Below are 21,737 nucleotides of genomic sequence, written 5' to 3'. Positions count from 1 at the left end.
GGCGCGGTCTCAGTCCGGCGGTGCCGCGGGCCGGGGGACGGCGGCGGCGCGGCCACGGGACGGCGGCGCGGTCAGCTCGCGCCGAGACCGCCGCGCGCCTCCCGCACGTAGCGCATGTAGCGCTTCCAGTCCCAGTGCGGACCGGGGTCGGTGTGGTCCGCGCCCGGGACCTCGTTGTGCCCGACGATGTGCTCCCGGTCCACGGGGATGTCGTACTTCTTGCAGATGCGGGCCGTCAGCCGCGCCGAGGAGCGGTACATCTCGTCGGTGAAGTTCTCCGGGCGGTCGACGAAGCCCTCGTGCTCGATGCCGATGCTCCGCTCGTTGTACGAGCGGTTCCCCGCGTGGTACGCCACATCCAGCTCCCGCACCATCTGCACCGTCCGCCCGTCCCGCGCCCGGACCACGTAGTGGGTGGCCGACGCGTGCAGAGGATCGCGGAAGACCTTCACCGCGGTCGGGAAGTCGCTCTGCGTGACGTGCACGACCACGCGGTCGATCGTGTAGTCGGCGGGACGGTCGGCGAAGCGGAGATTCGCCTCCGAGGCGGCGATCCAGCGCACACCCGGCTGATCCACCTCCCCCTCGGTGCGCTGCTTGTCGACACCCGGGATCCGCCACCACAGCCGGGACGTCTTGTCCCAGGTCAGCGCCCCTGCTGTGACCACTGTCGCTGCGCCGCCGGATATGAGGAGGGTGCGCCGGGAGATCGAAGCCATACCGGTCACAACGCATCCGGGGCGCGGACTGGTTCCACCCGGGGGGACCGCTTGCCACTCCGTGCGGGGAGCGCGAGCGTTTCCCTCTACTCTGGACGGGTTATGACTGACGCCTCCAGCAGCTCCACGCCCCCTGCCCGCGCCGCCCGTCCCCAGCCTCCGGCCGGGGACGCCCCCAGGCTGCGCGTGCTCGCTGCCATGTCCGGCGGCGTCGACTCCGCCGTGGCCGCCGCCCGCGCGGCCGAGGCCGGCCACGACGTCACGGGCGTGCACCTGGCCCTCTCCGCCAACCCGAAGTCCTTCCGCACGGGCGCCCGCGGCTGCTGCACCATCGAGGACTCGCGCGACGCGCGCCGCGCCGCCGACGTCATCGGCATCCCCTTCTACGTCTGGGACCTGGCGGAGCGCTTCCGCGAGGACGTCGTCGAGGACTTCGTCGCCGAGTACGAGGCGGGCCGCACCCCCAACCCCTGCCTGCGCTGCAACGAGAAGATCAAGTTCGCGGCCCTGCTGGACAAGGCGCTCGCGCTGGGCTTCGACGCGGTGTGCACGGGCCACTACGCGACAGTCGTCACCCGCGACGACGGCACCCGCGAGCTGCACCGCGCCAGCGACGCCGCCAAGGACCAGAGCTACGTACTGGGCGTGCTGGACGCCCGGCAGCTCGCCCACGCCATGTTCCCCCTCGGCGACACCCTCACCAGCAAGGACGAGATCCGCGAGGAGGCCGAGCGCCGCGGCCTCGCCGTCGCGAATAAGCCCGACAGCCACGACATCTGCTTCATCGCGGACGGCGACACCCAGGGCTTCCTCGCAGGCAGGCTCGGCACGGCCGAAGGCGACATCGTGGACGAGGAGGGCCGGAGGCTCGGCACCCACGAAGGCGCGTACGGCTTCACGATCGGCCAGCGCAAGGGCCTGCGCATCGGCCACCCCGCACCGGACGGCAAGCCCCGCTACGTCCTCGACATCTCACCCGTGGACAACACGGTCACCGTCGGCCCGGCCGCTTCGCTCGACGTCACCGGACTCACCGCCGTCAAGCCCCGCTGGTGCGGCCTCGCCCCCGACGGTCCCGGCACGTACACCGCCCAGCTCCGCGCCCACGGCGGGGAGACCGAGGTCACCGCCGAACCGGCCCAGGACGGGCAGGAGTTGCGGGTCCGCTTCACCGAACCCGTCCGCGGCGTGGCCCCCGGCCAGGCGATCGTCCTCTACGACGGCACCCGCGTCATCGGCTCTGCCACGATCGCCACGACGGAACGGGCCCGCCCGGCAGGCGCGGTCAACGGCTGACGCAGTCCGGAACGGCCGGCGCGGCCTCGTTCCGAGGGTTCACCAGGGCTTCCTCTGGTGAAGTCCCGTACGGGCAGGGCCAGTCGGGCACGGCCGGCGGGCTGTTCTCATCACGCCGGTGACGTCTGCGATCGAAGTGGCAGTGGCCGATGCGGAATGGCTTCGGGCGAGCTCCGACCGATTCTTGGAGGCAAGACCATGCCGGTGTCGCCGGAGGCGTCGCACGATGAGCTGGCTCCACATCAGGTAATGCGCCGTAACTACGGCCTATTTGCTCGCCGCTTGGGTTTGCGTGTCGGGATTTTCGGGTTCCTGCTCGCGCTGCCGCTGATCCTGGGCGCGCTGGGAGCTCCCAGCGCTTTCTGGTCTGCTGCTCCGGCAGCTATCGGTGTCATCGGGCTCGGGTTCACATTCGTCAACTTCAAAGGTCACCCCTTCCGTCTCCGCAAGTGCGGCAAGGTGCTGGACGCCTATCCCTTGGAGCCGGGAACCGTCACTCGTATCGGAAAGCCCACGCAAACCCACAACCAGAGCTTCTACACGCTGGACGTGGGCCGAGGGGAAGGTGCGGAGAGCTGCAGGATGCGTGCGGTCGAACCCCAGGGCCTGAACAGGTGGCCCAAAGGAGCCGACGACGGCGTGTGCATCGCTGGGGACTTGGCGTTCGGCGGCGTGATCGTGGTGCCCGGCAGCAACGCACTGCTGCTCATGCGTCCCGAGCCCTGGGATGAGGCCGCGCCCAAGCGGAACGCCGCCGCCCCGGACCGCAGGGAGCGTGCCAAGAAGGCAGGGATCGAACTCATCCCCTTCTAGTGTCGATCGCCGAGAGACGGCCGACGACGGTCAGTTGACCGCGTTGAACGGCATCAGCGCGTCAACCACCCCTGACGCGCTCGTAGTTGTGGGCCCGGGCGAGGCCCGGCCCCACAACTCGACCCCACAGATGGGGTGCACAACCGCCGGGCAGAGGTCAGGATCCGTATACCGATCCGCTGAAGACCCTCTCCAGCTTGTCGAACTCTTCGAGGCAGCGGCCCGTGCCGATCGCGACGCAGCTCAGCGGGTCCTCGGCGACGTACACGGGCATGCCCGTCTCCTTCGCCAGACGTTCGTCCAGGCCGTGCAGGAGCGCGCCGCCGCCGGTGAGGACGATGCCGCGTTCCATGATGTCGCCGTAGAGCTCCGGCGGGCACGCGTCGAACGCCGTGCGTACCGCGTGGACGATGGCGGCGACGGGCTTCTCCGTGGCCTCCCGGATCGCCTCCTCGCTCAGCTCCACCGTCTTGGGCATGCCGGTCTCCTTGTCCCGCCCGCGTACCGGTGACGAAGCGCCGCTGCCCAGCGACATCTTGACGTCCTCCGCGGTTCTCTCGCCGACGGCCATCGCGTGGTGCTGCTCGATGTAGGAGGCGATGGCGGCGTCCAGCGCGTCCCCCGCGACCCGCGCGGAGTGGGTGACGACCGTGCCGCCCAGGGAGATGATCGCCACCTCGGTGCTGCCCCCGCCGATGTCGACGACCATCGAGCCGCGCGCTTCGTGCACCGGCAGCCCGGCGCCGATCGCCGCCGCCATGGGCTCCTCGATGAGGTGCACGGAACGGGCGCCGGCCCGTGCCGCGGTCTGGAGGACCGCCCGCCGCTCGACTCCCGTGACGCCGCTGGGCACGCAGACCACGACCCGCGGACCGCGGCCCCGGCCGACGCGCGCAGCGCGGATGAAGTGGCGCAACATGCCCTCGGTGGCCTCGAAATCGGTGATGACGCCGCCTTTGAGGGGGCGAGTGGCGGTGATGGAGCCCGGAGTCCGGCCGACGGCCTGCTTCGCCTCGGTTCCCACGGCGAGCACCTTGCCCGTTCGCGACTCGACGGCCACGACCGAGGGTTCGTTGAGGATGATGCCGCGTCCGCGCGCGTAAACCAGCGTGTTGGCCGTGCCGAGGTCTATGCCGATGTCACGCGTGGTGAACGAGCTGCTCTTTGCCATGTGCTCTCGCCGTGTTAGGTGCGGGGTGTGCCGAAATGTCTCGCTGCGCTTGCAGCATACCCAACTGTCCAGGTTCCGGGACAACTCGGCCCCCAGAAACCTGAGATGGCAAAGGCGCTGGTGGGGGGCGCTATTCGAGTCGAACAGGGGGCCGACCGTTCGGTTCGGTGGCATAGACCCCGGCGAGTCTGGATAGCTATGCGCTGGAGTCCGAGCGCGCGGTGCCCGTGACTGAAGCCTTGGCGTCCTGGGTCGGCCGCGCCGTAGGCCACCGTCTCAGCAACCGGAGGTTCCCCATTACCGCGCGACCGACGCAGGAATTCGGAGACAATCCCGTCGACGTCCGGGAGACCGGGCATTACACGGAGGAATACGTCCCAAGTTTCGTGGATAAATGGGACTCTCTCATAGACTGGGAAAAGCGCTCGCAGAGCGAGGGCAATTTCTTCATCGACCTGCTGCGAAAGCACGGCGTGAAGAGCGTACTCGACGTCGCCACCGGCACCGGATTCCACTCGGTGCGGCTCCTCGAGGCAGGGTTCGACGCAGTGAGCGCCGACGGCAGCGCCGACATGCTGTCGAAGGCGTTCAAGAACGGAATGGAGAACGGCGGCCACATACTCCGCGTCGTCCAGGCGGACTGGCGGTGGCTCAACAGGGACGTGCACGGGGAGTACGACGCGATCGTCTGCCTCGGCAACTCCTTCACGCACCTGTTCTCCGAGCGCGACCGCCGCAAAGCGCTCGCCGAGTTCTACGCGATGCTGAAGCACGACGGCGTCCTCATCCTCGACCAGCGCAACTACGACGCGATGCTGGACCGCGGCTTCTCCAGCAAGCACACGTTCTACTACTGCGGTGAGGACGTCGCAGTGGAACCGGAGTACCTGGACGAGGGGTTGTGCCGTATGCGGTACGACTTCTCCGACGGGTCCGAGTACCACCTCAACATGTATCCGCTGCGGAAGGACTACACCCGCAGGCTCATGACCGAGGTGGGCTTCCAGCACATCGAGACGTACGGGGACTTCCAGCACACCTACCGTGAGGAGCAGCCGGACTTCTTCGTGCACGTCGCCGAGAAGGAGTACCGCATGGAAGAGGCAGATGGCGCCTACTCGGCCGCCGTCAGCACTGCCCGCACCTACTACAACTCGGCCGACGCCGACGCCTTCTACCACTCGGTGTGGGGCGGCGAGGACATCCACATCGGTCTCTACGAGGACACCGCGGAGCCCATCGCGGACGCCAGCCGGCGCACGGTGCAGCGCATGGCGGACAAGCTCGGCCTCGACGAGTCCTCGGTCGTGCTCGACCTCGGTGCCGGGTACGGCGGTTCGGCGCGTTACGTGACCGAGACGCACGGCAGCCGCGTCATCGCGCTCAACCTGAGCGAGGTGGAGAACGAGCGGAACCGTCAGGAGAACGCCCGCCGCGGACTCACCGGCAAGATCGAGGTGGTGGACGGTTCGTTCGAGGACATCCCCTGCCCGGACGAGAGCGTCGACGTCGTCTGGTCGCAGGACGCGTTCCTGCACAGCGGCAACCGCCTCAGGGTCCTGGAGGAGATCGCCCGCGTGCTGCGCCCGGGCGGGCAGATCATCTTCACCGACCCGATGGCCGCGGACGGCACCTCCACGGGCGAGCTCAAGCCGATCCTGGACCGCATCCACCTCGACACGATGGGCTCTCCCGGCTTCTACCGGCGCGAGTTGGCGCGCCTCGGTTTCAGCCCGGCGAGCGGGGACGGCTTCGAAGAGCACCGCGAGCAACTCGTCAACCACTACGGCCGGGTGCTGGAGGAGACCGAGCGCCAGGAGGCCGAAGGGCTCGCCGGCAAGGTGAGCAGCGAGTACCTCGCGCAGATGAAGAAGGGACTGAAGCACTGGGTGGACGGCGGCAACGAGCGCCGACTCACCTGGGGCATCTTCCACTTCAAGCGCTGAGAAACGATTTTGCGGCGCTGTGACGGCGTCGCCGGACGGCCCGTGCACCTTCCGCTCCGCTGCCTCCGCGCAGCTGGGACGGACACGCCTGCGCGCGTGTCAGGGGAGGCGCGGGCCGTCCCCGTGCGGTCCTTCCCGCTCCGGCGTTCCGCCGCCCTGGCCCGGGAGGGTGCCCTGTCCCGTCGTGCGGCCCTGCCCGGGCGTGTGTCCCCACCCGGGCGGCTGCGGCGGCCCCTGCCGTAAGGACGGCGGGAACTGCTGCACCACGTCGCGGAACCGGTGCTCCCCCGTGCCCGGGACGGGCGGCATGCCGGAGGCCGGGCCCGCGGCGAGCAGGTGGCTCAGCCCGCGCCGCGTCGCGGCGACCACGACACGGTCGCCGTCCTGGAGGACGTAGCCGGGGTGGAGGCGCCACTCCAGCTCGCCGGCGCCGGTCGACGAGACGGACGAGAGGTCGTGCCGCCGTTCGTCCTCGCCGGCGGTGTCCAGCGCGACGACGCGCCACGCCTCCGCCCGGAAGGCGCTGGCCACCGTACGGCCCTCCAGCAGCGGGTTGCCGCGCACCTCCACGGTCGCGAAGACCAGCACGCGGCGCCCCACCGAGATGGCTCCCAGCACCTGGCGTCCCATCATGGCCCCGGCGAACGCGGGGGCGGCCAGCGCCGAGACGCTGCGGCTGCGGGTCTGAGCGGCCGGGTAGGTGTCGCGCAGGGTGCGGTAGACCGTGGCGGCGAACTGGTCGTCGAACAGCCGCATCACGACGCGGAGTTCGGCCTTGATCTGGCGTGCGTTGAGCGAGGCCTCGAGGTTGATGCCGTCGGTGCTGGTGAGCGCCAGCAGGGCGCGGCTGCGTTTGATCTTCGCCTCCTCCAGCACGCCGTCCTCGGTGACGTCGGCGATGAGCGTGGGGACGCGCCGCCGGCGGGCGAGCGCTATGCCCCGGGCCTCCGGGTCCCGTTCGATGCACACCACGGGGATGTTGAGCTCCAGCAGCCGCTCCAGGACGTGCTTGCCCACCTTTCCCAGGCCCACCACCACGACATGGCCGGAGAGTCCGCGCGGCGGGTTCGGCAGCGCCGTGGCCTTGCGGAAGGCCCCGTAGCTCTCCAGCACGACGGCGAGGAAGAGCGGCAGCAGCATCATTCCCGCGAGTGCGGCGAGAAGTTGGAGGACCTGCTCGCCGGAGCTCTTCTCGAGGTTGGGCTCGTTGATGGCGAAGACGTCCAGGAGCGTGACGTATCCGGCGTGCAGCGGGGACTCTTCGGTGATCGACCAGCTGACGGTGGCGAGGACGAGCACCACGGCCGTCATGGCGAGCAGGGAGTAGCGCAGCCGCCGCGAGAACAGCTCCTTGAGGGCCAGCATCCGCGGCAGCCGCGGCGCGCGTACGGCGCCGGCGCGGTCCCGCCGGGTGATGGCCTCCAGGACGACGGCGCTGCGCTCGGGCGACAGCCCTGCCAGGTCCTCCTCGCCGGGCAGCAGCACCGGCCCGTCGTGCGTGCGGGGGCGCGCGCTCCCGGCCTGCGGCGGGGTGGCGGCGGCGTCTCCGGCGGCGTCCGCGGAGGCGCCGGGGCCTGGGGTTGCTCCGTCCTCGTCCGGCCCGTCGCCCGGGCCTGCCTCCGGCGTGCCGTCGGCTCCGTCTTCGGGGGCGCCGTCGCCCTCGGTGTCACCGCCGCCGTCGTCGGCGATCCCCTCAGCGTCGTCCGGGTCGTCCGCGGCGGGCAGGAGCGCGAGCGTGCACAGGGGGTTGCGGCGGTCGACGGTGCGCAGCGTGCGCTCCTTCGCACGCAGCAGCAGCCCGTCCGCGTAGAGGACCTTGTCGCTGCCCACGACGGCAGCCGCGACGATGGACGGCGCGGCCGTGTCGGAGTCGGAGAGCACTGTCGTGGTGGCGTCGGCCATGGCGCCGCCGGACGCCCTCCCTCCGCGGAGCCGGGCGGCGCGGTCGAGGAGATCCGCCAGGTAGCGGCCCAGGTTCTGGTTGAACATCCGGATGACCAGCCGGACTTGCGGGTTGAGACGCCGCGCGCGCAGCGCGATGTAGATGTTCAGCTGGTCGTCGCCGGAGGTGAGCGCCAGGGCGCTCGCCCGCTCGATGCCGGCCCTGAGCAGCGCGGTGTCGTCGGGCACGCCTGCCTCGACGGCGTCCACGGAGAGTTCGCCGGCTCCGACCAGTTCGGCGATCTGCGGGCCGTGGTTCCCTCCGCGCAGCGACGGCAGGACGACGGTGACGTGCTGCCTGTAGACCGTGGCCAGTTCCTTGCAGACCCGCTGCGCGAGGGCGTTGTCGCCGCAGACCACCATGTGTCCGCGCAGGGCCCCGGGCTCTAGGCTGCTGTCCATGGCCGCCAAGGACAGTTCCCCCTTGAACATCTGTGTCTTCTGCTCAGCAGCTGAACTCGACGCCGTGTACACCGAGTCGGCGCGCGAGTTCGCCGAGCTTATCGGCAGCCGCGGACACTCGCTGGTGTGGGGAGGATCGGACGCCGGGCTGATGAAGGTCGTCGCCGACGGCGTCCAGCGGACCGGCGGACGGCTCGTGGGGATCTCCGTGGAGTTCCTGCAGGGCGTGGCGCGGAAGAACGCGGACGAGATGGTCGTCACCGCGAACCTCGCCGAACGCAAGGCCAGGCTCCTCGAACGGGCGGACGCCTTCGTGATCATGGTGGGCGGCACGGGGACGCTCGACGAGGCGACGGACATCCTCGAGCTGAAGAAGCACGGGCTGCACGCCAAGCCCGTGGTCCTGCTGAACACGGCGGGCTACTACGACGGTCTCCGGAGGCAGCTCGCCAGGATGGAGGCGGAGGGGTTCCTCCCGCTGCCGCTGACCGAACTGGTCGCCTTCGCAGACGACGGGGAGCGTGCGATGGAGCTGCTGGAGTCCGCGTAGGGGAGGCCGGGCCGTCCGGACGGGGCGGACGGGCCTGGACGGCGCCTGCGCACGACCCGCGTCACGGGCGAGGGGCGCCGCCGGCGAGCCGGGGCGCCCCTCCAACAGCCGGACCGCTGCGGTCACTTCCTGTTGTACAGCCGCATCGTGAGCGTGCCGAACACCGCGATGAGGACGCCGGAGGCGATGAGGGTCCAGCTGATCTCGCCGCCTGGCCAGTCGCCGTCCATCAGGCCGCGGACCGCGGCGACGAGGTGCGTCACGGGGTTGACGTCGACGAACGCCTGCAGCCAGCCCGGCATCGTGCGGGGCTCCACCAGGATGTTGCTGAGGAAGGTGAGGGGGAACAGCACCATCATGCTGACGCCCATGACCGACTTCTCCGTGCGCAGCAGCAGCCCGAACATCGTCCACAGCCAGGAGAAGGCGAACGAGAAGGCGACCAGCAGGGCGATCCCGGCGACCACGCCCATGAAGCCGCCGCCCGGCCGGAACCCCAGCACCAGGCCCACCGCCAGGATCACGACGGACGCCATGGTGTAGCGGAAGGCGTCGCCGAGGAGGTAGCCGACCATCGGGGCGGGACGCCAGATCGGCAGCGTGCGGAAGCGGTCGAACACCCCTTTCTCGATGTCGGTGTTGACCGAGACGCCCGTGTACATCGTGGTCATCACGACGCTCATCACCATGATGCCCGGCAGCAGGTACTGCAGGTACTCCGTCGTCGACCCCGCCAGCGCCCCGCCGAAGAGGTACGTGAACATCAGCGTCATCATGATCGGGAACGCGGTCACGTCGAAGAGCTGCTCGGGCACGTGCTTGATCTTCAGCATCGCCCGCCAGCCGAACGTGAGGCACACGGACAGCGCGCTGGGACGCGGGGGTCTCGGCCCGGCGACGAGTACCGCGGTGAGGTCCTCCGGTCTGCCCTGCGACGCCCGGCCTCCCTGCTGAGGACGTGCCGCGGAGGCCGTCATCCGGGCGCGGGACGGCTGTTCGGGAGTGGCGGAGGCCGCCGGGGGACCGGAGGGGGAGGCGGCGGGCGGCGGGGCGGATGCGGGCGTGCTGGTCATGAGCGTGTCTCCTCGGCGTCGTGGCCGTTCTGCGAGCTGCGCGAGACGGGCTCGCGGCCGTCGGCCTGCCCGCCCTCGTCGTGCGCGGGATGGTCGGTGAGGGCGAGGAAGACCTCGTCGAGGCTGGGCTGGCCCAGCGAGAAGTGGTCGACGGTGATGCCGGAGCGAGTGAGCTCCGCCAGCGCCAGAGCGGCCTGCTCGGCGGCTCCGCGCTCGGTGCCGCCGCCCTGCACGCGGGCCGTCAGCGCCACCGGGTCGGCCTCGGGCTGCACTTGGGCGGCGAGAGTCTGCGAGAGCACGGAACGCGCCTCCTCCCGCTGGGCGCCGTCACGCAATCGCAGGTGGATCGAGCCCGCGCCGACGGACGACTTCAGCTGCCCGGGCGTCCCCTCCGCGATGACCCGGCCGTGGTCGATCACGGCGATGCGGCCGGCGAGTTGGTCCGCCTCGTCCAGGTACTGCGTCGTGAGCAGCACCGTCGTGCCCTGGGCCACGACGGCCCGCACGATGTCCCACACCTGGTTGCGGCTCCTCGGGTCGAGGCCGGTGGTGGGCTCGTCCAGGAACAGCAGGTCGGGAGTGTTGAGGATGCTGGCGGCGATGTCGATGCGCCGGCGCATGCCGCCCGAGTACTGCTTGACCTGCCGCCCGGCGGCCTCCTCCAGTCCGAACGCCTCCAGCAGCTTCGCCGCGCGCTTGCGCGCCGACGGCTTCGAGTGGCCGAGCAGCCTGGCCAGCAGCACGAGGTTCTCCGTGCCGGTCAGGTCCTCGTCGACCGAGGCGTACTGCCCGGTGAGGCTGACGCGGGAGCGTACGGCGTCCGCCTCCCGCAGCACGTCGTGCCCGAAGACGCGGGCCTCCCCGCCGTCCGGGCGCAGCAGGGTGGCCAGCATCTTCACCGCGGTGGTCTTTCCCGCGCCGTTGGGGCCGAGCACGCCGTAGACACTGCCCGCGGGGACCCGCAGGTCGATGCCGTCGACGGCTCTGTTGTCCCCGAAGACCTTCACCAGTCCTGACGTCTCGATCGCCGGACCGTCGTGCTGCCGCGGCTCGGTGTGCTTCGCGGTGTCGGTGCGCATCGCTGCCCTCCCTCTTTCTCATGGTGTGCCGTGCGACGGTACGACGCGGCGCGTGCGGAAGCCGCCGGCTTCTCTGCGAGCAGACCCGTCGCGGCGCGAAAACTCATCGCCGGCGCGCCACCGGTTCGTAACCGGGTTCGAACCTGAGCGACCATGGAGGCATGGCAACCCATCTGATCACCGGTGCCGGTTCCGGCATCGGCGCCGCCGTCACGCGGCGCCTGCTCGACCGTGGCGACGAACTCTGGCTGCTGGCGCGGGACGCCGGACGCGCCAAGGAGCTGCGCGACCGCTTCCCGGGCGTCCGCACGCTCGTCGGCGACCTCGCTGAGCCCGAGCGGCTGTCGTGGGCGCTCGGTCACCAGGAACTGCCCGGACAGCTCGACTCCCTGCAGCACATCGCGGGCGTCGTGGAGCTCGGAGAGGTGGGCGAGACGACGGCGAAGGTGTGGAGCAGCACCCTCGCCGCGAATCTCACCGCGCCCGCCGAGCTGACCCGGCTGCTGCTGCCGCAGGTGCGTCTCGCGCGGGGGCACGTGCTGTTCGTCAACTCCGGTGCCGGGCTCCGCGCCCACCCGCAGTGGGCCGCGTACGCCGCGAGCAAGCACGGCCTGAAGGCGCTCGCGGACGCGCTGCGGGCCGAGGAGAGCGGACACGGGGTGCGCGTCACCTCCGTCTACCCGGGGCGCACCGCCACCCCGATGCAGGAGAAGGTGCACCGGCAGGAGGGCCGGGAGTACGACCCGGATCGCTGGATTCCCGCCGACGCGGTGGCGACGACGATGCTGACCGCGCTGGACATGCCGCGCGGCGCGGAGGTCACCGACCTGACCGTGAAGCCGACCGCATGAGCGGCACCCCGCACGGAACGGGCACGCGCGCGGACTCCCCCGCTCACGGCGGGACTTCGGGGCGTTTCCCCTGGGGGGCGGCCGCGGCGACGGGCATCGGATCGATGCCGGGGGAGGACGCCAGGGAGGCGGCGCGAGCCGTCGCCGGCACCCTCGAAGCCCTGCCGTTCCTGCCGGAACTGCCCGCGAGGGGACCGGGCGCCGACATGGTCGGCAGGACGGCCGGGTTGCTCGTCGAGCTCTACGCGCATCTCGAACCCAGCGGCTGGCGGCTCGGCGACAGGCCGGGGCGCGACACCAGGCGGTCCCGGGCCTGGTTGGGGGAGGACCTGGACGCGCTCGAGGAGTTCACGCAGGGCTTCCAGGGGGCGCTGAAGGTCTCGGCCGTCGGCCCCTGGACCCTCGCGGCCGCCCTGGAGCGGCGCAACGGCCAGGCCGTGCTCGGCGACGCGGGCGCGTGCCGCGATCTGGCCGCCTCCCTCACGGAGGGGCTGCGGGCGCATCTCGCGGACGTACGGCGCAGGGTGCCCGGTGCGCGCCCCGTACTGCAGCTCGACGAGCCGTCGTTGACGGCGGTGCTGCGCGGGCGCGTGCCCACCGCCAGCGGTTACCGCACGCACGCCGCGGTGGACAGGGCCGTGGCGGAGGGTGCGCTGCGGGAGCTGGTGTCGGCCGTGGGAGTGCCCGTGGTGGTGCACTCGTGCGCGCCCGAGCCGCCTCTCGCGCTGCTGCGCCGGGCGGGGGTCACGGGCATCGCGGTCGACGCCGCCCTGCTCACCGAGCGTGAGGACGAGATGATCGGCGAGGCGGTCGAGGGGGGTACGGCGCTGTTCGCGGGGATCGTGCCCGGAGCCGCGCCGGCGGCGGGTGCGTTGTCAGACCCTGCCGGTAGCGTCAGTGGGGTCAGGTCGCTGTGGCGCAGGCTCGGGCTGTCCCCCGCCCTCCTCACGGAGTCGGTGGTGGTCACTCCGTCGTGCGGTCTGGCGGGTGCCTCACCCGCGTACGCGAGTGCCGCGCTCGCCCACTGCGTCCGGGCCGCGAGATCCCTCGCTGACAACCCTGAGTAACGGGAGGACGAGACGGTGGCCGGGGAACAGCAGTCGACAGTGCCCGCCGAGGCGCGCGAGAAGCACCAGAGGCTCGCGGAGCAGATCGAGGAGTACCGCTTCCGCTACTACGTGCGGGACGCCCCCGTCGTCAGCGACGCCGAGTTCGACCGGCTGCTGCGCGACCTGGAGGCCCTGGAGGCCGAGCATCCGGAGCTGGTGACGCCCGACTCCCCGACGCAGAAGGTCGCAGGGAAGTACGAGACGGAGTTCACGGAGGTGGCCCACCGGGAGCGGATGCTCTCGCTGGACAACGCGTTCGACGACGCGGAACTGGGCGAGTGGGCGGACCGGGTCGCCCGTGAACTGGAGGGCGTGAAGCACCGCTTCCTCTGCGAGCTCAAGATCGACGGGCTCGCCGTGAACCTCACCTACGAGCGGGGGCGGCTCACCAGGGCCGCCACCCGGGGGGACGGCCGCACGGGCGAGGACATCACGCCCAACGTCCGCACCATCACCGACATCCCCGAGCGGCTGAGCGGCGAGCGAGTCCCGGATCTGGTGGAGGTGCGCGGCGAGGTCTTCTTCCCGATGGAGCGCTTCGAGGAGCTCAACGCCCGCCTGGTGGAGGCCGGCGACAAGCCCTTCGCCAACCCCCGCAACGCCGCGGCCGGTTCGCTCCGCCAGAAGGACCCGAAGGTCACCGCGTCGCGCCCGCTCCACATGGTGGTGCACGGCATCGGTGCCCGGGAGGGTTTCGAGACCGACACCCTGAGCCACGCGTACGACCTGCTGCGCGAGTGGGGCCTGCCGACGTCCACGCACACGAAGGTGGTCGACGGGCTCGACGGCGTCCGCGAGTTCATCGCGTACTACGGGGAGAACCGGCACTCCGTGGCCCACGAGATCGACGGCGTCGTGGTGAAGCTGGACGAGGTGCGCCTCCAGGGCCGCCTGGGCTCCACCTCCCGCGCCCCCCGGTGGGCCATCGCGTGGAAGTACGCGCCGGAGGAGGTGAACACGAAGCTGCTGGAGATCCGTGTCGGCGTCGGACGCACCGGCCGGGTCACGCCGTACGCCGTGGTGGAGCCGGTGACGGTCGCGGGTTCCGAGGTCGAGTTCGCGACGCTGCACAACCAGGAGGTCGTCCGCTCCAAGGGCGTCCTCGTCGGGGACACGGTGGTGCTGCGCAAGGCGGGCGACGTCATCCCGGAGATCCTGGGCCCGGTGGCCGACCTGCGGGACGGCAGCGAGCGGGAGTTCGAGATGCCCGCGCACTGCCCGGACTGCGGCACGGCGCTGCGACCCATGAAGGAGGGCGACATCGACCTCCGCTGCCCCAACGCCCGTTCGTGTCCTGCCCAGTTGCGGGAGCGGCTGTTCTATCTCGCGGGCCGCAAGTGCCTGGACATCGAGCACTTCGGGTACGTCGTCGCCACCGCACTGACGCAGCCTCTGGAGCCCGCGGAGCCGCCGCTGAAGGACGAGGGCGGGCTGTTCGACCTGAAGGTCGAGGACCTGCTGCCGATCAAGTCCTACGTCCTGGACCCGGACACCGGCCTGCCCAAGCGCGACCCGGAGACGGGCGAGGAGAAGGTCGTCACCCTCTTCGCCAACCAGAAGGGCGAGCCGCGGAAGAACACGCTGGCGATGCTGGAGAACATCCAGGCCGCCAAGGAGCGTCCGCTGGCCCGCATCATCACGGGGCTGTCGATCCGGCACGTCGGGCCCGTGGCGGCCGAGGCGCTGGCGCGGGAGTTCCGTTCGCTGGACCGCATCGCGGCGGCCGACGAGGCGGAACTCGCCGCCACCGAGGGCGTCGGCCCCACCATCGCCGCCTCCCTGAAGGACTGGTTCGCGGAGGAGTGGCACCGCGAGATCGTCGAACGCTGGCGCGCCGCCGGCGTCCGGATGGAGGCGGAGGGCGCCGCCGAGGCCGGTCCGCGGCCCCTGGACGGGATCACGGTCGTCGTCACGGGAACGCTCGCGACGCTCACCCGGGACAGCGCGAAGGAGGCGCTACAGGAGCGGGGCGCGAAGGTGACCGGTTCGGTTTCGAAGAAGACCGGATTCGTGGTCGTCGGCGAGAGCCCGGGGTCGAAATACGACAAGGCCGTCCAGCTGAGGGTGCCTATTTTGGACGATGACGGACTCGCCGTCCTGTTGGAGCAAGGGCCGGACGCAGCACGCGAAGTGGCGGAAAAGCATCCCGAATAGGGCGCTGAGGGCCCGTCAACTACCCTCCCTTTTCCCGGTGTTGTGCGCGGGTCACAGGTGTCTCATGCGTTTACGCCAGGGTATGCACTCAGGAGCCGCACTGTTATCGGCCGTTGCTCCTGAAAGGGGCCGGATAAGCCGGGTAGCGCACAGCCAACCCCGGCCGATCGCTGCCCTGGCGGCGCTGTGCGGCCTACTGTTGATGTGTGTGCCTGGTTGGCGAGCAGGCACGGACGGCTGCGAGAGGGACGGGCATGCAGGAATTTCCTGGGGGCCACGGCCCCCCGTACTCCGGCCTGCCCGACGGCGCGGGCGGCAGCAGTACGGGGCCCACGGCCGGAGCGGAGGACGTGCCGTGGGTGCAGCGCATCGCCGCGCTGAGGGTTCCCGGACTGCCGTTGCTCGTCGCCGTCGGGGCGGCAGTTGCGCTGGGCACGGGCGTCTTCCGCGTCCTGTCGGAAGGGCGGGCGCTCTTCCCCTCCGGCGTCACGGGCTGGTCGCTGGCGGTGCTCACCGGCGTCATCGTCGGGCATCTCGTAGCCCTCGGCCGTGACCGCTGGTGGGGCGGCACCGGTTCGGGCGCCGCGCTGACCCTCGCGATCCTGCTGCTCTACGGGTGGGTCCCGGCGGTCCTGGTGAGCCTGGCCGTCGTCGTGCTGGTCGGCGCGGCGCGGCGGCACCGATGGCGCCAGGCCGTGCTGCACGGCGCCGTCGACATCCTCGGCATCGGGTCCGGGGCCGTCGCGCTGGCGGCGTTCGGCGTGCACCCGTCCGTCGAGAAGCCCTGGGATCCCGAGAGCTGGGGTTACCCGGCGCTGCCCGCGATCGTCCTCGCCGCGTGCGCCTATTTAGTGGCCACGCGCGCCCTGCTGTGGTTCTCCTACGCGCCCCGCAAGACGGGGCTGCTCACCGTGCTGCGCCGCTCCCTGCTCCGTCACGGCCTGGTGGCGCTGGCGCTGCTGGGGATCTCGCCGCTGATAGCCGTCGTCGCGGCCCACCGTCCGGTGCTGCTCCCGCTGTTCACGGTCCCGCTGATCGCGCTGGACTCGACGCTGTGGATCGCGCGAGTGCGGGCGGAGGAGGCGCTGCGCGACCCGCTGACGGGCCTCCCCAACCGGCAGTGGCTGCTGGAGCGCACCTGGTCGGCGCTGGAGGAGGCCGACCGTACGGAGGCGCGCGGCGCGCTCGTCCTCATCGACCTGGACCGCTTCCGCTCCGTCAACGACACCCTCGGCCATCTCGCGGGCGACAGGCTGCTGCTGAAGATCGCGGAGCGGCTGCGGGGAGCGCTGCCGCGCGGCGCGGAGGCGGCACGCCTCGGCGGCGACGAGTTCGCCGTCCTGCTGCCGCTCGCCGACTCCACGACGAGTGCCATGCGGGCCGCCCGCACCCTCGTCTCCGCCCTCGGGTCCCCGCTGGACCTGGACGGCCTCACCCTCGTGCTCGAGGCGAGCGCCGGTGTCGCGGTCTTCCCGGAGCACGCGCGGGAGGCCGAAGGGCTGCTGCGCCGCGCGGACGTGGCGATGTACGAGGCCAAGCGCGACCGCACGGGCGTCGAGGTGTACGAGGCGACGCGAGACGGCAACACCCCCGACCGGCTGGGGCTCCTGGCCGACCTGCGGCGCGCCCTCGACGCCGGCGAGGTCGAACTGCACTACCAGCCGAAGGTCCGCTTCGACGGCGTCGTCTCCGGTCTGGAGGCGCTGGTGCGCTGGGTCCACCCCGAGCGCGGCCGCGTCCCTCCGGACGAGTTCATCGCCATCGCCGAGACGTCGGGGCTGATGCCGCGCCTGACGGAGTACGTGCTGGAGACGGCGCTCGCGCAGGTCGCCCGCTGGCGCAAGGGCGGCCTGACGGTGCCGGTCGCGGTGAACGTCTCGCCGCGCGACGTGCACGCGCCGGGCTTCGCCGGGGCCGTCGCGGGACGTCTGGCGCGGCACGGAGTCCCCGCGGGGGCCCTGCAGTTGGAGATCACCGAGCACGTGCTCCTGGAGGACCCGCAGCGCGCCGCCGACACCCTGGCCGCTCTCGCCGGGCACGGCGTGAAGATGTCGCTGGACGACTTCGGCACCGGCTACTCCTCTCTCGTGCACCTGCGCAGGCTCCCGGTGAGCGAGTTGAAGATCGACCGGTCGTTCGTCGCCCGCCTCGCGGTGGACGCGGAGGACGCGGAGATCGTCCGCTGCACGGTCGACCTGGCCCACTCCCTCGGCCTGCTGGTGGTGGCCGAGGGCGTCGAGGACGACGAGACGTGGGAGCGCCTGCGGGACCTGGGATGCGACGCCGTGCAGGGCTGGCTCGTCGCGGCGGCCATGCCCCCGGACGAGACGACGGCCTGGCTGCGGGCGCGCGACGGAGTCCCGGACTCCCCCGAACACTCCCGTCCGCGGCCCGAGTTGGAGTGCGGTTCCCCGCCCGCGACGGGTTCGGCCACGTCGTCGTCGCGGCACACGCCGGGTCCGGCGGGAGGGGCGCCGCGCTCGTCGGGGCCGCAGCCCCCGGGTCCGACCCAGTCACACGACGCGAACCGTCCCACGGGCTGGCAGCCGGTTCAGTAAGGCGCCGGCACCGCGCCACGCGCCGCCCGCCGAGCCGTCCCGCCCGCCGCGACCCGGCGGGTGCCTCCGCGGCGTCAGGCGGCCTCCGTGCGGCGACGCGTTCCCGGGGCGCGCGGCGGACGGCGGGCTTCCACCCATCTCCCGGCGCTCCGCGCCGCGCGCACGACCTGCGGTGTTCCCGCGCGCGGAAGTCGCCGGGCCGCCTGCCGGGCCGGCCCGGGCCGCGCCCGCCGGCCGGGAAACCGGGCCCCGCCGCGGGCTCCCGCCCCCTCCCGTCCCGGCTCTCATCCGCCTCCTCCCCGGAGCCGTCGGCGTTCCCCGGCGCCCGGCGGCACGGGCAGCGGCACGGGAGCCATAGGATTGGGGCGGAAAATCCAACACTCACCCAGAGGACCGCTGCATGCCTGGCATCTCGCGCGAGGAGGTCGCCCACCTCGCCCGGCTGGCGCGCCTGGAGCTGAAGGACGAAGAGCTCGATCACTTCGCCGGACAGCTCGACGACATCATCGGCGCGGTCGCCGCCGTGTCCGATGTCGCCGAAGAGGACGTACCGCCGACCTCCCACCCGCTGCCGCTCACCAACGTCATGCGCCCGGACGTGGTTCGTCCGGGTCTGACCCCCGAGCAGGCGCTCTCCGGCGCCCCGGCGCAGGAGCAGCAGCGTTTCAAGGTGCCGCAGATCCTCGGGGAGGACTGATCGCGATGGCCGATCTGACCAGACTGACCGCCGCGGAGACCGCGGAGCGCATCGCGAGCGGCGCCGTCAGCGCCGTCGAGGTCGCGGAGGCGCACCTCGCGCGCATCGACGCGGTGGACGAGAAGGTGCACGCCTTCCTCCACGTCGACCGCGAGGGCGCCCTAGCGAAGGCCCGCGAGGTCGACGGAAAGCGGGCGCGCGGCGAGGAGCTCGGCCCGCTGGCGGGCGTGCCGCTGGCGCTGAAGGACATCTTCACCACCAAGGGCGTGCCCACGACCGTGGGTTCGAAGATCCTCGAGGGCTGGATCCCTCCGTACGACGCGACCGTGACGCGGAAGCTCAAGGAAGCGGACGTCGTCATCCTCGGCAAGACCAACATGGACGAGTTCGCCATGGGGTCCTCGACGGAGAACAGCGCCTACGGCCCGACCGGCAACCCCTGGGACCTGACGCGCGTTCCGGGCGGCTCCGGCGGCGGCTCGTCCGCCGCGATCACCGCCTACGAGGCGCCGCTGGCCATCGGCACCGACACCGGCGGCTCCATCCGCCAGCCGGCGGCCGTGACGGGCACCGTGGGCGTCAAGCCGACGTACGGCGGGGTCTCGCGGTACGGCATGGTCGCCTTCTCCTCGTCGCTCGACCAGGCCGGGCCGTGTGCCCGTACGGTGCTGGACGCCGCGCTGCTGCACTCCGTGATCGCCGGCCACGACGAGCTGGACTCGACCTCCATCGACCAGCCCGTTCCGGACGTCGTCGCCGCCGCCCGCAACGGGAGCGTCGAGGGCCTGCGCGTGGGCGTCGTGACGGAGTTCCGCGGAGAGGGTTACCAGGCCGGTGTGCTCCAGCGCGTCGACGAGACCGTGGAGTTGCTGCGTGAGCTGGGCGCCGAGATCGTCGAGGTCTCCTGCCCGTCGTTCACGAAGGCGCTGGCCGCGTACTACCTGATCGCTCCCTCGGAGTGCTCGTCCAACCTCGCCCGTTTCGACGCCATGCGGTACGGCCTGCGCGTGGGCGACGACGGCTCGCACTCCGCGGAGGAAGTCACCGCGCTCACCCGCGAGGAGGGCTTCGGGGACGAGGTCAAGCGCCGCATCATGCTCGGCACGTACGCGCTCAGCTCCGGCTACTACGACGCGTACTACGGCTCGGCGCAGAAGGTGCGCACGCTCATCACCCGTGACTTCGAGCGGGCGTTCTCCCAGGTGGACGTGCTCGTCTCGCCGACGACGCCGACCACGGCCTTCCCGCTCGGCGAGCGCGCCGACGACCCGATGGCGATGTACCTCGCCGACCTCTGCACCATCCCGGCCAACCTGGCCGGCAACGCCGCCATGTCCGTTCCGTGCGGCCTGGCTCCGGAGGACGGCCTCCCCGTGGGGCTGCAGATCATCGCTCCGGCCATGGCCGACGACCGTCTCTACCGTGTCGGTGCGGCGCTCGAAGCCGCCCACCAGGCACGTTGGGGTCACCCGCTGCTCGAGGAGGCACCGTCGCTGTGAGTGGAAAGCTGCAGAAAGCCAAGGGGCTCAAGAGGTCCAGGTTCGGCATGTACGCGTCCATCGCCGGCTCCCTGTTCGGTGCCGTGAGCACCTTCAAGCGCGGCCGGGAGGCCAAGCGCGAGGGCGACACGCTGCAGATGATCGACGTGGCCGTCTCCGCGGCGGGCATCGTCACCGGACTCGCGCTCCTCGTGCGGGAGCTCCGGCAGCTCGACATCGACGATGTCCTCGGGGACGACTGAGAGGCAATTCCGTGACCGTCACTGAACTGGTGTCCTACGAGGACGCGTTGGCGTCCTACGACCCCGTCATGGGCCTCGAGGTCCACGTCGAGCTCGGCACCCGTACGAAGATGTTCTGCGGCTGTTCGACGACGCTGGGAGCGGACGCCAACAGCCAGACCTGCCCCACCTGTCTGGGGCTGCCCGGCGCCCTGCCGGTCGTCAACGCGAGCGGCGTCGAGTCCGCCATCCGTATCGGACTCGCGCTCAACTGCCGTATCGCGGAGTGGTGCCGCTTCGCCCGGAAGAACTACTTCTATCCGGACATGCCGAAGAACTTCCAGACCTCCCAGTACGACGAGCCGATCGCCTTCGACGGCTACCTCGACGTGCAGCTGGAGGACGGCGAGGTCTTCCGCGTCGACATCGAGCGCGCGCACATGGAGGAGGACACCGGCAAGTCGACCCACATCGGCGGTGCCACCGGCCGCATCCACGGTGCCTCGCACTCGCTGCTCGACTACAACCGCGCCGGCATCCCGCTCATCGAGATCGTCACGAAGCCGATCGAGGGCGCGGGGGAGCGGGCACCCGAGGTCGCCAAGGCCTATGTCGCCGAACTGCGGGAGCTCATCAAGGCGCTGGGCGTCTCCGACGCACGCATGGAGATGGGCCAGATGCGCTGCGACGTGAACCTGTCGCTGCGCCCCCGGGGCCAGGAGGCGTTCGGTACGCGCAGCGAGACGAAGAACGTCAACTCGCTGCGCAGCGTCGAGCGGGCCGCCCGGTTCGAGATCCAGCGGCACGCCGCGGTGCTCGACGCGGGCGAGAAAATCGTCCAGGAGACCCGGCACTTCCACGAGGACGACGGCAGCACCACCTCGGGTCGCGTCAAGGAAGAGGCGGAGGACTACCGCTACTTCCCCGAGCCGGACCTGGTGCCGGTGGCGCCGTCCCGCGAGTGGGTGGAGGAGCTTCGCGCCGGGCTGTCCGAACTGCCGCGCGTGCGCCGCAACCGGCTGCGCGAGGAGTGGGGCATCTCGCAGCACGAGATGCAGTCCGTGCTCAACGCGGGGGCCGTCGGTCTCATCGTCGCCACGGTCGACGCCGGAGCCCCGGCCGACCAGGCGCGCAAGTGGTGGATGGGCGAGCTGGCCCGTCGCGCCAATGAGTCCGGGACCGACCTCGCCGACCTGCCGATCGGCCCGAAGGACGTCGCCCGCCTCTGCGAGCTGGTCCAGGAGGGCTCGCTCAACGACAAGCTGGCGCGTCAGACGATCGAGGGAGTCCTGAACGGTGAGGGGACGCCTGACGAGGTCGTCGAGAAGCGGGGTCTGAAGGTCGTCTCCGACGAGGGCGCGCTGGGCGCCGCCGTCGACGAGGCCATCGCCGCGAACGCCGACGTCGCCGAGAAGATCCGCGGCGGCAAGGTGCAGGCCGCCGGTGCGCTGGTGGGCGCCGTCATGAAGGCGACGCGGGGCCAGGCGGACGCGGCGCGCGTCCGGGAGCTGATCCTGGAGAAGCTGGGCGTCGAGGGCTGAGACCCGGGCACCGGCTCCGCGACCCCGGACGGGGCCGGGGCCGGTGCCCGGGAGAGCGACGGGAGCCGGGGGCGGTCCGATCGGACCGCCCCCGGCTCCCGTTCGTCGCGTACAGGC

The 21,737-nt window shown here is 71.5% G+C and carries 17 protein-coding genes; 12 read left to right on the top strand and 5 right to left on the bottom strand.

Translation table 11 applies throughout. The features are described 5' to 3' along the window. Positions 1–71: 71 nt before the first annotated feature. Positions 72–719, bottom strand: coding sequence for an N-acetylmuramoyl-L-alanine amidase (locus IEY56_RS11365; RefSeq protein ID WP_189037009.1), 648 nt, complete (start codon positions 717–719; stop codon positions 72–74). A gap of 102 nt (positions 720–821) precedes the next feature. Between IEY56_RS11365 and mnmA the strand changes: the two genes are divergently transcribed. Beyond that, a complete protein-coding gene (gene mnmA, locus IEY56_RS11360) occupies positions 822–2,015 on the top strand; it encodes a tRNA 2-thiouridine(34) synthase MnmA (protein ID WP_373292064.1) in 1,194 nt (397 codons plus the stop codon). Positions 2,016–2,213: 198 nt separating this feature from the next. Beyond that, positions 2,214–2,828, top strand: a complete 615-nt coding sequence (locus tag IEY56_RS11355) for a hypothetical protein (protein ID WP_189037008.1) — start codon at positions 2,214–2,216, stop codon at positions 2,826–2,828. A gap of 157 nt (positions 2,829–2,985) precedes the next feature. Here the strand turns inward: IEY56_RS11355 and IEY56_RS11350 are convergent, their stop codons facing one another. Beyond that, positions 2,986–3,999: a rod shape-determining protein gene (locus IEY56_RS11350; RefSeq protein ID WP_189037007.1), complete on the bottom strand. Its 1,014-nt coding sequence runs from the start codon at positions 3,997–3,999 to the stop codon at positions 2,986–2,988. Between the two features lie 221 nt (positions 4,000–4,220). Here IEY56_RS11350 and IEY56_RS11345 point away from each other — a divergent pair, with 221 nt between their 5' ends. Beyond that, the gene (locus tag IEY56_RS11345) at positions 4,221–5,945 is read left to right on the top strand and encodes a glycine/sarcosine N-methyltransferase (RefSeq protein WP_444544889.1); all 1,725 of its coding nucleotides are present in this window, start codon (positions 4,221–4,223) and stop codon (positions 5,943–5,945) included. A gap of 99 nt (positions 5,946–6,044) precedes the next feature. On the opposite strand, the gene IEY56_RS11340 is transcribed toward IEY56_RS11345, so the two are convergent. Then, complete coding sequence (locus IEY56_RS11340) at positions 6,045–8,288, bottom strand: NAD-binding protein (RefSeq protein ID WP_229711789.1); 2,244 nt, start codon at positions 8,286–8,288, stop codon at positions 6,045–6,047. A gap of 22 nt (positions 8,289–8,310) precedes the next feature. Here IEY56_RS11340 and IEY56_RS11335 point away from each other — a divergent pair, with 22 nt between their 5' ends. Continuing rightward, entirely contained in the window at positions 8,311–8,838 is a 528-nt protein-coding gene (locus IEY56_RS11335; protein ID WP_189037072.1) for an LOG family protein, read from the top strand. A 122-nt stretch (positions 8,839–8,960) separates the two neighbouring features. Here IEY56_RS11335 and IEY56_RS11330 read toward each other — a convergent pair whose 3' ends face one another. Beyond that, complete coding sequence (locus IEY56_RS11330) at positions 8,961–9,815, bottom strand: ABC transporter permease (RefSeq protein ID WP_189037071.1); 855 nt, start codon at positions 9,813–9,815, stop codon at positions 8,961–8,963. Between the two features lie 92 nt (positions 9,816–9,907). Beyond that, entirely contained in the window at positions 9,908–10,990 is a 1,083-nt protein-coding gene (locus IEY56_RS11325) for an ATP-binding cassette domain-containing protein (RefSeq protein ID WP_189037006.1), read from the bottom strand. A 161-nt stretch (positions 10,991–11,151) separates the two neighbouring features. Here IEY56_RS11325 and IEY56_RS11320 point away from each other — a divergent pair, with 161 nt between their 5' ends. The 8 genes from IEY56_RS11320 (at position 11,152) to gatB (ending at position 21,620) form a co-directional block, all read left to right on the top strand. Further along, a complete protein-coding gene (locus IEY56_RS11320; RefSeq protein ID WP_189037005.1) occupies positions 11,152–11,841 on the top strand; it encodes an SDR family oxidoreductase in 690 nt (229 codons plus the stop codon). Further along, a complete protein-coding gene (locus IEY56_RS11315) occupies positions 11,838–12,908 on the top strand; it encodes a methionine synthase (RefSeq protein WP_189037004.1) in 1,071 nt (356 codons plus the stop codon). The genes IEY56_RS11320 and IEY56_RS11315 overlap by 4 nt, the downstream gene beginning before the upstream one ends. Before the next feature lie 15 nt (positions 12,909–12,923). Further along, positions 12,924–15,104 carry an NAD-dependent DNA ligase LigA gene (gene ligA / locus IEY56_RS11310; protein ID WP_189037003.1) on the top strand — a complete coding sequence of 727 codons (2,181 nt, stop codon included), beginning with the start codon at positions 12,924–12,926 and terminating at the stop codon, positions 15,102–15,104. 254 nt (positions 15,105–15,358) lie between these two features. Continuing rightward, positions 15,359–17,662, top strand: coding sequence for a putative bifunctional diguanylate cyclase/phosphodiesterase (locus IEY56_RS11305; protein ID WP_189037002.1), 2,304 nt, complete (start codon positions 15,359–15,361; stop codon positions 17,660–17,662). Positions 17,663–18,062: 400 nt separating this feature from the next. Continuing rightward, the gene (gene gatC, locus IEY56_RS11300; protein WP_189037001.1) at positions 18,063–18,359 is read left to right on the top strand and encodes an Asp-tRNA(Asn)/Glu-tRNA(Gln) amidotransferase subunit GatC; all 297 of its coding nucleotides are present in this window, start codon (positions 18,063–18,065) and stop codon (positions 18,357–18,359) included. Between the two features lie 5 nt (positions 18,360–18,364). Further along, positions 18,365–19,858, top strand: a complete 1,494-nt coding sequence (gene gatA, locus IEY56_RS11295) for an Asp-tRNA(Asn)/Glu-tRNA(Gln) amidotransferase subunit GatA (protein WP_189037000.1) — start codon at positions 18,365–18,367, stop codon at positions 19,856–19,858. Then, on the top strand, positions 19,855–20,100 hold the full coding sequence (locus IEY56_RS11290) for a hypothetical protein (protein ID WP_189036999.1): 246 nt from the start codon (positions 19,855–19,857) through the stop codon (positions 20,098–20,100). Before gatA ends, IEY56_RS11290 begins: the two co-directional genes overlap by 4 nt. Before the next feature lie 11 nt (positions 20,101–20,111). Next, a complete protein-coding gene (gatB, locus tag IEY56_RS11285; RefSeq protein WP_189036998.1) occupies positions 20,112–21,620 on the top strand; it encodes an Asp-tRNA(Asn)/Glu-tRNA(Gln) amidotransferase subunit GatB in 1,509 nt (502 codons plus the stop codon). The last annotated feature ends 117 nt before the right edge of the window (positions 21,621–21,737 follow it).

The organism is Streptomyces daqingensis (assembly GCF_014645895.1).
Taxonomy (GTDB): Bacteria; Actinomycetota; Actinomycetes; order Streptomycetales; family Streptomycetaceae; genus Streptomyces; species Streptomyces daqingensis.
The sequence above is the reverse complement of the archived record's forward strand: the minus strand, read 5'-3'. Positions and strand labels throughout refer to the sequence as shown.